Origin of the sequence: uncultured Salegentibacter sp., from assembly GCF_963972535.1 — a bacterium.
Taxonomy (GTDB): Bacteria; Bacteroidota; Bacteroidia; order Flavobacteriales; family Flavobacteriaceae; genus Salegentibacter.
Genome location: NZ_CAXAVR010000065.1, coordinates 1 through 14,530, shown reverse-complemented (window position 1 = coordinate 14,530; position 14,530 = coordinate 1). Strand labels below are relative to the sequence as shown.

The following is a 14,530-nucleotide window of genomic DNA, read 5'->3' as shown; positions in this document are numbered from 1 at the left end:
TTTTATGCCTAAAATCTAATTAAGCTGTTTCCAACTCAAGATCTTTCTTAGATTTTCTATATAAAAAAGAATTATAGATATTTCTTTTCGCAAATCTCACTTGTTTGTCTGAACTGATGAACTTCATAAAAAGTTTCTTATTCACTCCAAAATATTCGTAGGTAGTACCGTTGGTAAAAGAGATTTCCAGTAGGTTTCCTTTGTGCTGGTAATCGGCAATTCCGGCTTCGTTTATAGTGCGGTTATATTCTTCAAGGTTGGCTTCGCGAGTTTGTGGCGCAATGCTTACCAAAAAGTGATAACCATCTATAATCTCTTTGCTCTTAATTTCGGCTTTGGCGTGCTTCTCGTCGGTTTCCCTAAATTTATCGGGATGCCATTCTTTAACCAGGTTTCGGTAACTGGTTTTAAGTTCTTTAAGGTCTATCTCTTTTTCAACATTAAAGAGCTTTTTATATTGATTTACACGCTTCATTTTTTAAATTTTAAATAAGCGGCAAAACTACTCCTTTTTTTCGGATAATAAATAGGTTATTCTCCTACCCTTTTTCTTTATTTTCTTTAAAATTTTAGAAAGTACATCCAGTTGAGCAAATGGTAAGTAACCAAACCAGCAATTAAAGCTATTACCAGCTTTAAACCATTAAATCTTAACCATTGTAGAATGCTTCTCATCAAAATATCCAGCGAAATTTTCGATTTTACCTCAAAACCGAACTATCAAAGATATCTGTAATTATTGAATTAATTTTACGGAAATCCGCATTAATGGTAATAATATGGAAATTCAGTACTTAGAGCGATTCAAGGTATAAATTCTCTACTTTGGTTCTTGCCCAGGGCGTTTTTCGTAAAAACTTTAAGCTGGATTTTATAGACGGGTCTTGCGTAAAACATTTAATATTGATGCGTTTTCCCATTTCTTCCCAGCCATATTTTGCTACCAGAAATTCTAAAATATCGGCAAGTTTAACACCGTGTAACGGATTATTAGGTTGTTTGGATTCCATATTTAAATATAACGCACTCTTACTTTTTTCTTTTTAAGCCTGGAATTGTTAAGCGTTGAAATAAGTTCTTCAGCTTTTTCATTTGGAACAGCTACAAATGCGCAATCCTGTTTTAATTCTATAAGTCCCAGTTCTTCTTTTTTAAGATTCCCCTGCTTTAAGAAAAGTCCGGCGATATCTCCTTTTGAAATTTTATCTTTTCTTCCTCCCGAAATAAACAAGGTAGTTTTTTCAACTACTTCGGTATTGTTTTTTTTATTCTGAATTTTATAATCATTTGATTTAATAAAATCTGGAAGGGTTCTTCTATCTGAAAGTACATAAGCAATTCCCTCCTGGTGCATTCTCGCGGTACGTCCATTTCTATGGGTAAACTCTGAAGCCTTAAAAGGTAATTGATAATGAATTATAAAATCTATCTCGGGCACATCTATTCCACGCGCAGCAAGATCGGTAGCGATCAAAATTCGATGCGTTCCATTTCTAAATTTAATTAGTGATCTTTCCCGATCTTTTTGTTCCATACCGCCGGAAAAAATTCCGTGCTCAATATTATTTTTATCCAGGAAATCACTTACTTCAGCTATACTATCTTTTAAATTGCAAAAAATAATTCCTGAGCCTTCAGCATTTTCAGAAAGTAAATTTACAAGGCTTTGCAATTTGGTTTTTGGATTTACCTGTATGGTTTTAATTTCCAGAGATAGCTGTTCCCCTTTTAAATAATCTATTCGCTTAGGATTTTTAAGACCTACAAAACCCGGAATATCAATATTTTGCGTTGCTGAAGTAAGGATGCGTTTATCTAAACCAGTAAGCTCCCCAATAATTTCTTTCATTTCGTTCTCAAAACCTACTTCTAAAGATTTATCAAATTCATCTAAAACCAGTGCTTTAATATTTTTGGTGGAGAAAGTTTCCCTTCTAAAATGATCGGCAACCCGGCCGGGCGTACCTATTAAAATGGCGGGGGCGTGTTGCAATTCTATTTTATCTTTAGAAAAAGCTCTGCCGCCGTAAACAGCGTTTGCTTTAAAACCGGCACCCATTTCCCTGGTAACCTGTTCAATTTGAATAGCGAGTTCACGAGAAGGCACTAAAATTAAAGCCTGCACTTCTGCGAGGTCTGGATCTAAATTCTCGATCAAGGGTAACAAAAACGCCAGTGTTTTGCCCGATCCTGTAGGTGACAGTAAAACCGTGTTTGAGTTTTCGGCAATGCTTTGGTAAGCTTCCTGCTGCATAGCATTAAGCTGGGAAATCTCTAATTTGTCCAGGATTTCCTGTAAATTCTTAGTTTGCATGTTAATTGAAATAATAAAGTCTTAAACCAGACTTTAAAGGGAAATACCCCGTTAGGAAAGATAAAAAAGAAAGGTTCAGCAATAATTAATAGATTACCGAACCTTTTATGGGTGTTGAGAATTACTCGATAATTGAGGTTTTATACTTAAATAGCCAGCGTAGAAAAATTAAATAATTTCTACTCCAAATACCTCGCGAGTTGGCTCGAAAGTTTACTGTTGCTTAACGCGAACAGCGTTCATACCTTTCATTCCTCGTTCCAGTTCAAAAGTTACCTTGTCATTTTCGTCAATCTCATCGATTAATCCGGTAACGTGAACAAAATATTTTTCGTTGTTTTCAGAATCTATAATAAACCCGAAACCTTTAGAATGATCAAAAAATGAGACCTTCCCGTTTCTTTGCGGATCTTCTTCTGGCATATCCTCTTTCTTAGGAACACCAATTTCTATACTTTCGGCTTCAACTTCAACTTTTTGAGAAGGATCTGGTGGAGTATCGGTAAGATTTCCATCAGCATCTACATAAGCGATCATATCTTCAAAATTACCGCCTTTGTTAGAGTTCTCTTTGCGCTCCTGCTTCTTAGCCTCTTTTTCTTTACGCTTTTTTATTTTCTTTTTTTCTTTTTCAGTTTTACTGAATGTCTGCTGCGATTTGCCCATTAATTAATTTTAATTAGTAATTGAGTGAGTAAGCTTGAATTTTTTTCCTGAAGATTTTTGTGGTAGTAACCCGGCTTGTAATGCCATTAATCTTCAATAAATGTAAAGAATCCTGGTTAGGACACTGCTTAAACTTCTACAAAGATAAGTGATAGAAATTAAATTACTTAATTTGAAGCGAATAAATAATTTACGAATTCTTAAAACTACTACTTCCCTCCTATTTTTTACGTTTTTTCTTATCCCACCAAACGTATAAAATAAAAATAACCAAACTTACAATAGAACCCCAAAGAAGTCCGGTTTTAAGGCCATCTGTACTTTTGCCTATTATTGCAATAAAAATTGTGAGGGGTGCAATTCCTACAAGGGTTGCGCCAATAAAACGCCAATAGCCCATTTTAAGAATTCCGCCTACAAAACTAATCGCATCATTTGAAAGAAACGGATTAATCCTGGTAACAATTACTGCCCAAAAGCCGTAATCTTCAATAAAATCCTCAATTTTATTTTCATTTTTTGGGCCTATTAATTTTTGAACAATTACCGGCCCAAAATAACGCCCTATAAAGTAGCCTACGCTTGAAGCTGTAAAAATAGCAGCAAAAATAATGAGACTTCCAAAAAAAGGCCCGTAAGCCAGTATTGAAACTACCATTAAAGCAACTGATGGAATCACGATTAAAAACATTTGCGCCACCATAGCCAGGATAAGTATTGTTGGCCCCAACCATCCAAATTGGGAAACCCATTCAGTGATACGCTCTTCATTATTACTGGTTAACACCTCCCAGGCGTTGGAGAAAAATTCCCTTACCCCGGGAATAAAGAAATAAGCCGCAATCAAAGCAGCTATTATAATTCCAGAAACAATTAGTGGGGCTTTACTTTTTTTTACGGAGGTAGTCTCAATAGAATCGGGCATAGAATTTATTTAATCGTTTAGTTTAACTCTCAAAATATTTGCGGGTTGTCTCCTACTTTCATTTGAAATATATAGCCTATTTTCCTCATCAAATGCAAGACCTTCAGGCTGGGGAAAAGTTTCAGGATCAAGAAGATGAATTTTGGCCTCGTTTCCATCCTGGTCCAGAATGACTAATTTTGGCTGATTTCCTTCTAAAATATATAATTCACCGGTAGTTGGATGAAACCTAATAGAAGAGGGTCTAATAATTTGGGAAGACTTCCCCCCTCTTAGTTGTTGGTAGATTTCATCGGCCCCGTCTAAAGTGAAGAGTCGTTCTTTATTTACTTTCTGGGTAGTAAGATTAAAGGTGTAAATCCCTTTGGTTTCTTTTCTATTGTTGTATTCTTTAACCGCAAATAATAAACGCTTATTTTTAGCATCAAACTCCAGGCTTTCAATGCCATTACTATCTAATCCAGATATTTGATAAGTATTTATTTTAGGATTATTTTCCCTAAAACCGGCTACTTTAAAAATTTTACCATCACTTCTTACAACATAAGCCGTGTCTTCTATTACTGTTATATCCTCATAATCACCGCTTTCCCCAAAAGAAACCCTGGAAGTAATTTTTGAAGTTTCTATATTGAAAATAAAAATCATCCCATCTTCATCCTGAATACAGGCAACCTCGTTATTTCCAAGGTAGCTTATACCAGATATTTCCTGCAGGATTGGGGGTAAATTCCATTTCTCCTCAATAGTATAGGTCTTATTATCGTCATCAAAAGATAAGTAACTGTTATTTTTAAAAGCCCAGAAAATGCACCCGGCGAGAATGAACACCCCTACCACAATACCAATTACTATTTTGTTCAATTTCATATAACTCGCTCCAAGTTGATTTCTAAAATAGGTTTAATATTAAAGTCTGCCACCATAATTAAATATTATTAACACCCGGTTTTTAAAATTACCAAAAAATACCGGCCGAAACTTCCCCTAAAAACCCCCTATTTGTTAAAAGTAAGTTAATTTAGTACTATTTATAGCATAGTACTGTAACAAACCAAATCGAATGGAGTCTATTAGATATAAACCTTTAAATTTTAGAAATTATGAAAACTTTTGAAACAATTAGCCGACCATTTTTTAACCAGGAAAAGAAGAACTCTAAAAGTACCTGGACCAGTAAAAGACGTTATTCAAAATAATCACTAAAAATTAGAAATCATGAAAAATTCAGTAAACCTTCGTTCATTTTTAAATCAAAGTAAGTCCAATAATCGTAGTAACTGGGAAATCAAACGCCGTTACCTTTAAACTTAACACCATGAAAATTCAGGAGTATATTAATTTAAACTGTGGAAGTACGAGAGAGCCCCAGGTATTTGGGAAAAAACCACGTAACAAGTTCCGTGAATTACCAGGAACACCTGGTGTTTAAACCTTAGACCTATGAGTTAACCTTAAAAACATTAGCCTTATGGAACTCAATAAAACTTAGCCGGCATACCTTAAAAAGTAGCCGGCTTTTTATTTTCAAAGATTTGGATATTGCTGAATGTCTGAATTTTAAAAAAACTTAAAATATCTTTAAAATTTAAATTTGGTTTGTATGGTATTTGTTTATTTGTACCAATTAAACCTCCTATGCTAAACAAGATTAAAAAATCTCCCAAAATAAAATGGGCTCTAATAATACTTCTAAGCCTTTTTGCCTTCTTTTTACTGTTTTTTGCAAGTATTTATTTTGGAGCCTGGGGCCAACTCCCCTCCTCTACCGAATTAAAAGAGCTTAAACAAAACAGGGCAACCGAAGTTCTGGCCAAAAACGGAGAGCTTATTGGCAAATTTTATGTGTTTGATAGGCAACCTATTACCTATAAAGAACTCCCAACCCATTTAATAAATGCCCTTGTGGCTACCGAAGATGCACGGTTTTTTGAACATGATGGTATCGATAATCGAAGTTTGTTACGCGTTGTTTTTAAATCAATTCTGCTTCAGGATGATTCGGCCGGCGGCGGGAGTACCATTAGTCTTCAGTTAGCTAAAAATATCTACGGAAGAAAGGATTACGGGGCTTTAGGGATTGTGGTAAATAAATTTCAGGAGGCCATTATCGCTAAAAGACTGGAAGATATATATTCAAAAGAAGAAATTATCAGGCTCTATTTTAATACCGTTCCTTTTAGTGACAATACTTTCGGAATTGAGAGTGCTTCGATGAAATTTTTTGGAAAGCATACTTCAGAAATAAATCTTGAAGAAGCTGCGGTTTTGGTAGGAACTTTAAAAGCTTCCCATTCGTATAATCCCAGGATTTTTCCTGAAAGAAGTCGGTTACGCCGGGACGTGGTTCTTGAACAAATGGGAAAATATGGCTATTTAAGCGAAGAAGAAGTACAGGAAGCCAAGCAACGCGAATTGGTATTAAATTATAAAAATTACAGTCACGATAAAGGCCTGGCGCCCTATTTTAGGGAACAGGTTAGAAAAGATGTAAGCAAAATTCTGGATACGCTTAAAAATAAAGACGGAAAGAAATTCAATATTTACCGGGACGGTTTGAGTGTGCACACTACCCTGGATGTTAAGATGCAAACTTTAGCTGAAGAAGCCTTAAAAGAACATTTGCAAAATTTACAAAAACAACACGAGGATGCCTGGGGAAGTGCAGCGCCCTGGTTAACAAACCGGGAAATTGTAAACGATGCTTTAAAAAGAACTTCAGCCTGGAAAAATCTTGAGAAAGAAGGTCGTAGTGAGACTGAAATTATGGATGTTTTAACCCAGGAACATCCAACCGAATTATTCAGTTATGAAGGTACAGAAACCAAAAATATAAGTACACGAGACAGTGTTGCCCATTATCTCAAATTCCTTAATGCGGGAATGTTGGCGGTAACCCCACAAACCGGGGCTGTACAGGCCTGGGTTGGCGGGGTAAATTTTGAACATTTTCAATATGACCATGTTTCGCAAAGTAAACGCCAGGTAGGCTCTACGTTTAAGCCTTTTGTATACACCGCGGCTTTAGAAAACGGTATAGAACCCTGTGAATATTTTTCGGCACGGGAGGTCACTTATGCAAAGGGATGGACCCCTTCAAACTCCGGTAGCGAAGAAGAAGATCCGCATATGAATTACAATTTAAAAGAAGCATTAAGTAAGTCTATGAATACCATTGCCGTTAAAGTGCTTATGGAAACTGGTATTGAAAACGTGGTGAACCAGGCTAAAGCAATGGGAATTAAATCAGATTTACCCCGAGTGCCCTCTATTGCCCTGGGAACTGCCTCTTTAAATTTAACCGAATTAACCGAAGCTTACACTCCTTTTGTAAATAATGGAAAAACCAGCAAAGCTTTTTATATCACCAAAATAGAAGATGGCGAGGGCAATATTTTAGCTGAATTTAAACCTGAAATTTCTGATAACAGAAGTCTTTCTGAAACCAACAGGAAAATCATGATAGAAATGATGAAAGCTACGGTAAATGAAGGTACAGCAACCAGGTTAAGAACAACTTACGGATTAAGAAACGATATTGCAGGAAAAACAGGAACTACCCAAAATAACAAAGATGGTTGGTTTGTGGGAATAACCCCAAATCTTCTCGCCGTAACCTGGGTAGGAGCTGACGATCATAGAATTGGGTTTAGAAACACTTATATTGGGCAGGGTGCTAATTCGGCTTTACCGGTTTTTGCAAAATTAATGCAGAAAATGAATAACGATCCCGAATTTAATAATATTACACAGGCAAGATTTGCACCTCTTTCTGCAGAAATTAAAGAAATGATGGATTGCGATCCTGAAAAACGCGATGGTTTCTTTAAGCGACTTTTTGGAGGTGGTGATAAAGATGAAACCAAAAAACCAGAAAAAGAAGAAAAAAAGGAAAAGAAAGGCTTTTTTAAACGACTTTTTGGCGGAAAGGATAAAGATTAAAAAAGAGACTGTTTGAAAAGTCTAATTCCGTCAGGCTGAACTTGTTTCAGCTTATAATTTATTTAGATTATAAAATCTTAGATTCTGAAATAAATTCAGAATGACGACTTATAAAACTTTTCAAACAGTCTCAATATTTATAACATATTTCAGAAAAAATTTATGCAGGAATACTGTCCTTTTCCTCTCTTTTCCAAAAACGGTGTTGTCCTATAGCTTTAATAAATTCTGATGATTTATTTTTTCCTACAATCACCCCATCTTCAGCAAGGTTTTTCTTATCCAGTTTATTCCAGAAATAAGTTTCTTCAATTAAACCGTTTTCCTGGGCTGTAGCAATTGGCTTACAATGCTTGTAACCTTCGTTTAAAAAATGAATCGCTTTCGGAATTTTCTTCAAAGCCATATGGGCTTTTTCGCCAGCCGGAACATAAAAAGCATCAAATACTACAGAAGCACTGGTTCTAAAAGCTTCATCTACTTTTAGTGATTTACCATCGGCGGTTTTAACTTCAGTAGAATTTGGTCCAAGAATTTTTACCATTGCGCCTTCTTTATCCAGGGCTTTCTTCATATCGTTAACCGATTTATCATCTACACCATCTGCGCATAAAAACGCTACTTTTCTGGTTGCAATATTTCCAAATCCATTGTGCATCATACTTAATGCTGGGTCTTTATCTAAAGACGGATTGCTCTTAGTAGGTTCATAACGTTCTGGATCAAAATCTGCAGGAACACCATGATTTAATTGTGTTTTTTTCTTTGGTACAGGCATTCCCAAATTAGATGCAACTTCTTTTGCCAGTTCTTTACTTACCTCGTTTAATAAACCAAGTACTCTTTCCCTTACTTCTGCCACATCTACTTTTCCTAATTCAAAACTGAAAGCATTAATAATGTGTTGCTGCTCCACTTCGCTTTGGCTGTTAAAGAATAAAGTAGCCTGGCTAAAATGATCTTTAAAACTTTCGCTGCGTTCACGCACTTTCTTAGCATCTATTTTTTCAGGATAACTATCAAATCCGCCTTCTGCAATTTTAGCCTGGAATGGGCAGCCATTTCCTAAAGAATTTGGCTGATAACTGGTTTGCCCTTTATTTATTTGCTGGCGCATATGCCCATCACGCTGGTTGTTGTGCATTGGTGCAATTGGCCGGTTTATTGGGATTTCGTGAAAGTTTGGTCCTCCCAGTCGCTTCAGCTGGGTATCGGTATAAGAGAATAACCTACCCTGGAGTAACGGATCATTAGTAAAGTCTATGCCGGGTACAATATGGCCGGGATGGAAGGCTACCTGTTCGGTTTCTGCAAAGAAATTATCGGGATTCCTGTCTAGCACCATTTTACCAATTTTCTTTACCGGTACCATCTCTTCCGGAACTAGTTTTGTAGCATCTAGAAGGTCAAAATCAAATTTATGCTCATCTTCTTCAGGAATTAATTGAACTCCTAACTCCCACTCTGGGAACTGGCCGTTTTCTATTGCTTCCCAAAGATCTCTTCTATGAAAATCGGGATCGTTTCCTGAAATTTTTTGTGCTTCATCCCAGGCTACCCCGTGGGTGCCGAGTAATGGTTTCCAGTGGAATTTCACAAAAGTTCCTTTTCCCTCTTTATTTACAAATCTAAAGGTATGAACGCCAAAACCTTCCATCATTCTTAAACTTCTTGGAATTGCCCTGTCACTCATAGCCCACATAATCATATGCATAGACTCTGGCATTAGGGAAACAAAATCCCAAAACGTATCGTGTGCTGAAGCTGCCTGCGGAATTTCATTATGTGGTTCTGGCTTTACAGCGTGAATTAGATCTGGGAATTTTATAGCATCCTGGATAAAAAACACCGGGATATTATTTCCTACCAGGTCATAATTACCTTCTTCGGTATAAAATTTAACCGAAAATCCGCGTACATCCCGGGCTAAATCGGTTGAACCTTTAAATCCAGCCACAGTAGAAAATCTTGTAAACACCGGGGTTTTCTTAGATGGATCCTGTAAAAAACCAGCTTTGGTATATTTCTCCATAGATTCGTATACCTGGAAATATCCATGGGCTCCAGAACCGCGAGCGTGTACTATTCTTTCTGGAATTCTCTCGTGGTCAAAATGGGTGATTTTTTCTCTTAAAATAAAATCTTCCAGCAAAGAAGCGCCCCGGTCTCCAGCTTTAAGAGAGTTTTGATTATCATTAATTCTAACGCCCTGGTTGGTGGTTAAAAACTGTTCCTGGCCGTCTTCCCGATTTTTTTCCAGGTCTTCATGCTTCTTATTTTTGGAAGCTTTTTTCTTTCCGTCATCTTTCATAATTATAATTTTTTATTGGTTCCTTTAAAATTCATAAATAAATGGCTGTAATAAAATTTAGCGCTGTTAAATAAATCCTATAATTACTAATGTGCTTTTGAAGCAGGTAAATATTCCGCAATTTTGAATTTCAAGAAGGAAAGAATGAAAGAAAATACTGCCAAATTCAGCAAACTAGATTACCAAATTAGCCAGTGGATGTATAAATATGGGAAACCCATTTTACGATTTTCACTGGCCATAAATTTTATTTGGTTTGGAGCTTTAAAAGTGGTTTGGGATAGCCCGGCGCAGGAACTTATTGCAGCTACTGTTTTTTGGTTTGATCCCGAATTTTTTATTCCTTTTTTAGGGGTTTGGGAGGTTTCAATAGGCGTATTTTTACTCTCTAAACGCACGCTAAGGCTAGCAATTGTTTTACTGGTATTACAAATGCCGGGAACATTTTTACCTTTTATTATTTTACCTGAAGTTTGCTTTGAAAATTTTCCATTTGTGCTAACTACCGAAGGCCAGTATATTATTAAAAACCTGGTGTTAATTAGCGCAGCTATAGTAGTTGGTGGCTCGGTAAGGGAGAGGGAATTTATTGAACGGGATATAAAATCTGCAGATACCGAATAATTCTATTTCTTCTTCTTAAAGATTCTGAACCCGCCAGACGCCTAAGGCAGGTTCAGAAAAAAAATCCCGCTTCGAAAATCTTCGAAACGAGATCTATTAGTTTGTATTTTGACTTCAGCTAATATGGAGTATAATCAAGAAAAACTCCCAGGAAGTAAAAACCACTTAAAATTCTTTATTAATGGCCATTCGCAATTTTCGGGAATAATCTTCTTCCAGCCAATCGCGGTAATTTTTAGTACTCTTGCTTATACAATAAGAATATTGCTTAATGCGGGAACTAATATCATCTTTAAGCTCTTTTGCAAGGATTCTTGCATCAAAAACATCTTCAGAATTTTCTACGCACATTTTTACGTGTTGCTCCATAGACCATTCTAAAACCGCTTTGGATTTTAATCCTTTTTTAATCACTTTATCGTAAGCTTCTTCAACATCAAAATCTACATCTTCAGTATTAGAAAATTGTTCCCTAATTTCGGGAGGCATTACGTATTTAAACTCACGCTCAATTTCTTCGTCACTTAACAGATTTTCAAAATAGAAATCTGGTGCTCTAAAGATTTGTTTCCAGTCTACCGGAGAACTCCATTCGCCAAAACGGGCCAGGTTATTCCCTAAATCTATGACGTTAAATTCAGATTTTCCAGGTAAAACCCTGGAGCCACGACCAATCATTTGAAAATAAAGCGTTAAGGATTTTGTAGCACGATTCAATACAATAGTTTCTACCGTAGGTTCATCAAACCCGGTGGTAAGAATACTTACTGAAGTTACAATAGCATCAGGCGTATGCTTAAACCATTTTAAAATATCTCTTCTATCCTGTTTACTGGTAGTATTATCTAAATGCCGAATAGGTAAACCTGCATTTCTAAAAGTCTCATAAACTTCAATAGAAGTATTAATACCATTATTAAAAATAAGGGTTTTCTTTCCCTTAGAGCGTTCGTAATAAGCGGTAAGCAGTTTTTCCTGCATGGAAATATTAGAATATAACTCTTCTGAAGATTTTACGGTATAATCTCCATTCATTCCCACTTTTAAACTGGTAAGTCCTACGTTATAGCTATAGGTATTTGCACGTGCCAAAAAGCCTTTTTCAATAAGTGAACCTATAGAATCTCCTACAATGAGTTCACGGTAGTTATCCTTCATAGGTAATTTTATGTTAGAGCTTAGCGGCGTGGCCGTTACTCCAAGAATAAAACACTTCTCAAAGAATTTAAATAATTTCCGGAAAGAATTATAATGTGCCTCATCTATAATTACAAGCCCAATATCTTTAATTTCCAGCTTTTCATCGTGCAAGCGGTTATTTAAGGTTTCTACCATAGCCACAAAACACATATAGTCTTCCTGATCTGGTAATTCTTTAACCTTGGAATTTATAATTTTATTACGCACGCCAAACCCATCTAACATATTAGAGGTTTGCTTACACAATTCTATTCTATGAGTTAGAATAAGTACTTTCTTTTCGGTACGTTGTATATATTCACGCACCATTTGTGAAAAAATAACCGTTTTACCACCACCCGTAGGTAATTGGTAAAGCAGGTTATAATGTTCAGGATGCTTATCTATCACATTAAAGATCTTGTCTATATCTTTTTGTTGATAGTCATAAAGTTCCTTGTCAACTTTTTTGTCTTCTATTCCAAAGGTTTCCACCGCCATAATTTTTTTTCAGATCTGCAAGTTTGCAAAAATAGCTGATTTCTTAGGTTTAAAGAAATATTTACGACAGAAATACAATTTAATAATTAGGAAATGAGTAATTTTAGAATTCATTTTTTGTTCCCTCCCGAAGGTTTTATAAATCAAAACAATTGATTATGAATCAAAAAGGAAAGGGCAATGCATTGGGATTAAAAACCATTGAAAACAGTATTCTTTTCAAAGATTTTGATAAAGAATCTTTGCTGTTGATTGCTTCCCAGTTTATTATAGAAAAATGGCCTGCCCATACCTGCAGTAGCTGTTATCAATTAAGGCATAAATTTCATATTATTATTTCGGGCCGTTTAAAAGTTTTTAAAACAGACAAAAGGACGGGACGGGAATTTACTTTGTTTTTACTCAGAAAAAATGACTTCTTTGATGTTATAACTTTAATTGAAGATTGCTCTCATAAATTATATTATGAGTCTTTGGAAGATGTTAAAATGTTATCTACACCTATATTAATTGTACGCCGGTGGTTAATTAAATATCCTATATTAAACCAAAGATTGCTCCCTTATTTAGGAAAACAACTTTTAAATATAGAAGAGTATGCCGTTAATCACACTCTTCTGGAAATTCCTGCTCGCCTGGCCAGTCTAATTTTAAAGAATATAAATCAGGAGTCAAAAAAGCTGGAATTTATTAATGACCTCTCTAATGAAGAAATTGCCAATTTAATAGGATCTACCCGCGCTGTAGTAAACAGGCATTTCCAGGAATTTAAGCATGAAGGAATATTGAAATTAGGGCGAAAAAAAATGGAAGTTATAAATTTAACCCTACTTATAAAGAAAGCGACCAACCAGTAAAAATTTATTGAATTAAAATTTTTTAAATATTATATTAGTGATACTTAAGTAGTTTTACTTCAAGTAATACTCGATTAACTTTAGAGAACAATTATTTATTAATCTCTAAATTAAATTATTATGAGAAAGTTAATCTTAAGCTTACTTTGTATTGCCTTTTTAGGGATGGCATATTCACAGAATGTAATTAAGCTAGACGAATTAAAAATGGACTTAAATCCAAAATCCCTTGAAATTGAAGAGTCTTCCAATTCATTAACCTATAATGTGAGTGAAGATTATATAGGCCAATTTCATTCCAACCCAATGAAATATGCCAGGCAAAATTTTAGCATTATGGACTTTATTACTGCCAACCGTGATAAAGAATACGATACTTATCAGGTTACTTTTATTACCAATAAAGGGAATTTAAAAGTTAATTATAATAACCTGGGAGAAATTATTTCCAGTAGCCAAAAATTTATCGATATAAATTTACCTTATAATTCTTTGATAAGTGTTTTAAAGGCTAACAAGGGTTATAGCATTGTTGGTACAAAACATTTAGCATTCTCCAGGGCTGGAGGGGAAATTAATAAGGAGTTTTACAAGGTGAAGCTTGAAAATGGTAAGAAAAGCAAGACTGTAAAGATGAATATTAACAGAGACGCATCAGGCGTGGCAGTGGCAACAATTGTTGAATAACCCAATTTTTAATTTATACTCCGGAAATTAAACCATTCAACTTCCGGAGTAATTTTTTATTCAAAAAGATTAGAAGACAAATACCGGTCTCCCCTATCGCAAATTATACTCACCACAATCCCTTCTTCCAACTCATTGCATAATCTAATTGCTGCAGCTGCAGCACCTCCACTGCTCATTCCGGCAAAAATTCCTTCTTCAACAGCGAGTTTTTTAGTCATTGTCACGGCTTCCTCTTCACTTACTTCCAAAATTCGATCAACTCTCTCTGGTTTAAAAATCTTTGGTAAATAAGCTTCAGGCCATTTTCTAATTCCGGGGATACGGGAATCGTCGGTGGGTTGAACTCCTACAATTTGAATGTCTTTGTTTTTTTCTTTTAGATAGGTAGATGTTCCCATTATGGTACCCGTGGTTCCCATTGAGGATACGAAGTGGGTGATTTTATGTTTGGTGTCGTTCCAAATTTCAGGTCCTGTAGTATTATAATGCGCCTGCCAGTTATCGTTATTACTAAACTGGTT

At 35.5% G+C, this 14,530-nt stretch carries 13 protein-coding genes; 4 read left to right on the top strand and 9 right to left on the bottom strand.

Features of this window, described 5'->3' with window-relative positions; genetic code table 11:
• Positions 1–19 precede the first annotated feature (19 nt).
• From AACZ30_RS09090 to AACZ30_RS09065, 6 genes are all read right to left on the bottom strand, one after another.
• Positions 20–475 (bottom strand): KTSC domain-containing protein, encoded by a 456-nt coding sequence (locus AACZ30_RS09090; protein WP_339648956.1) that lies wholly within the window; start codon positions 473–475, stop codon positions 20–22.
• A 319-nt stretch (positions 476–794) separates the two neighbouring features.
• Complete coding sequence (locus tag AACZ30_RS09085; RefSeq protein ID WP_339648954.1) at positions 795–1,010, bottom strand: VF530 family protein; 216 nt, start codon at positions 1,008–1,010, stop codon at positions 795–797.
• 2 nt (positions 1,011–1,012) lie between these two features.
• Positions 1,013–2,314, bottom strand: a complete 1,302-nt coding sequence (locus AACZ30_RS09080; RefSeq protein ID WP_339648952.1) for a DEAD/DEAH box helicase — start codon at positions 2,312–2,314, stop codon at positions 1,013–1,015.
• 213 nt (positions 2,315–2,527) lie between these two features.
• Positions 2,528–2,980, bottom strand: coding sequence for a cold shock domain-containing protein (locus tag AACZ30_RS09075; RefSeq protein WP_037321592.1), 453 nt, complete (start codon positions 2,978–2,980; stop codon positions 2,528–2,530).
• Between the two features lie 220 nt (positions 2,981–3,200).
• Positions 3,201–3,905, bottom strand: coding sequence for a TVP38/TMEM64 family protein (locus AACZ30_RS09070; RefSeq protein ID WP_339648945.1), 705 nt, complete (start codon positions 3,903–3,905; stop codon positions 3,201–3,203).
• Positions 3,906–3,914: 9 nt separating this feature from the next.
• Positions 3,915–4,775: an SdiA-regulated domain-containing protein gene (locus tag AACZ30_RS09065; protein WP_339648943.1), complete on the bottom strand. Its 861-nt coding sequence runs from the start codon at positions 4,773–4,775 to the stop codon at positions 3,915–3,917.
• 768 nt (positions 4,776–5,543) lie between these two features.
• On the opposite strand from AACZ30_RS09065, the gene AACZ30_RS09060 reads away from it, so the two are divergent.
• Positions 5,544–7,847, top strand: coding sequence for a transglycosylase domain-containing protein (locus tag AACZ30_RS09060; protein ID WP_339648942.1), 2,304 nt, complete (start codon positions 5,544–5,546; stop codon positions 7,845–7,847).
• Positions 7,848–8,007: 160 nt separating this feature from the next.
• Here AACZ30_RS09060 and katE read toward each other — a convergent pair whose 3' ends face one another.
• Entirely contained in the window at positions 8,008–10,158 is a 2,151-nt protein-coding gene (katE, locus tag AACZ30_RS09055) for a catalase HPII (protein ID WP_339648940.1), read from the bottom strand.
• Between the two features lie 144 nt (positions 10,159–10,302).
• Here katE and AACZ30_RS09050 point away from each other — a divergent pair, with 144 nt between their 5' ends.
• Positions 10,303–10,782, top strand: a complete 480-nt coding sequence (locus tag AACZ30_RS09050) for a hypothetical protein (RefSeq protein WP_339648938.1) — start codon at positions 10,303–10,305, stop codon at positions 10,780–10,782.
• Positions 10,783–10,947: 165 nt separating this feature from the next.
• On the opposite strand, the gene AACZ30_RS09045 is transcribed toward AACZ30_RS09050, so the two are convergent.
• Positions 10,948–12,462 carry a DEAD/DEAH box helicase family protein gene (locus AACZ30_RS09045; RefSeq protein ID WP_075326828.1) on the bottom strand — a complete coding sequence of 505 codons (1,515 nt, stop codon included), beginning with the start codon at positions 12,460–12,462 and terminating at the stop codon, positions 10,948–10,950.
• 158 nt (positions 12,463–12,620) lie between these two features.
• On the opposite strand from AACZ30_RS09045, the gene AACZ30_RS09040 reads away from it, so the two are divergent.
• Positions 12,621–13,319 carry a Crp/Fnr family transcriptional regulator gene (locus AACZ30_RS09040; RefSeq protein WP_093302665.1) on the top strand — a complete coding sequence of 233 codons (699 nt, stop codon included), beginning with the start codon at positions 12,621–12,623 and terminating at the stop codon, positions 13,317–13,319.
• A 120-nt stretch (positions 13,320–13,439) separates the two neighbouring features.
• Positions 13,440–14,006, top strand: a complete 567-nt coding sequence (locus AACZ30_RS09035) for a hypothetical protein (protein WP_339648936.1) — start codon at positions 13,440–13,442, stop codon at positions 14,004–14,006.
• Positions 14,007–14,062: 56 nt separating this feature from the next.
• Here the strand turns inward: AACZ30_RS09035 and AACZ30_RS09030 are convergent.
• On the bottom strand, positions 14,063–14,530 hold a 468-nt coding region (locus AACZ30_RS09030), incomplete at its 5' end, for a pyridoxal-phosphate dependent enzyme (RefSeq protein WP_339648935.1).

Coding starts and splice junctions, on each gene's coding strand:
- AACZ30_RS09065 (WP_339648943.1), bottom strand. CDS start 4,775: ATGAAATTGAACAAAATAGTAATTGGTATTGTGGTAGGGGTGTTCATT.
- AACZ30_RS09085 (WP_339648954.1), bottom strand. CDS start 1,010: ATGGAATCCAAACAACCTAATAATCCGTTACACGGTGTTAAACTTGCC.
- AACZ30_RS09050 (WP_339648938.1), top strand. CDS start 10,303: ATGAAAGAAAATACTGCCAAATTCAGCAAACTAGATTACCAAATTAGC.
- AACZ30_RS09040 (WP_093302665.1), top strand. CDS start 12,621: ATGAATCAAAAAGGAAAGGGCAATGCATTGGGATTAAAAACCATTGAA.
- katE (WP_339648940.1), bottom strand. CDS start 10,158: ATGAAAGATGACGGAAAGAAAAAAGCTTCCAAAAATAAGAAGCATGAA.
- AACZ30_RS09060 (WP_339648942.1), top strand. CDS start 5,544: ATGCTAAACAAGATTAAAAAATCTCCCAAAATAAAATGGGCTCTAATA.
- AACZ30_RS09070 (WP_339648945.1), bottom strand. CDS start 3,905: ATGCCCGATTCTATTGAGACTACCTCCGTAAAAAAAAGTAAAGCCCCA.
- AACZ30_RS09090 (WP_339648956.1), bottom strand. CDS start 475: ATGAAGCGTGTAAATCAATATAAAAAGCTCTTTAATGTTGAAAAAGAG.
- AACZ30_RS09045 (WP_075326828.1), bottom strand. CDS start 12,462: ATGGCGGTGGAAACCTTTGGAATAGAAGACAAAAAAGTTGACAAGGAA.
- AACZ30_RS09080 (WP_339648952.1), bottom strand. CDS start 2,314: ATGCAAACTAAGAATTTACAGGAAATCCTGGACAAATTAGAGATTTCC.
- AACZ30_RS09075 (WP_037321592.1), bottom strand. CDS start 2,980: ATGGGCAAATCGCAGCAGACATTCAGTAAAACTGAAAAAGAAAAAAAG.
- AACZ30_RS09035 (WP_339648936.1), top strand. CDS start 13,440: ATGAGAAAGTTAATCTTAAGCTTACTTTGTATTGCCTTTTTAGGGATG.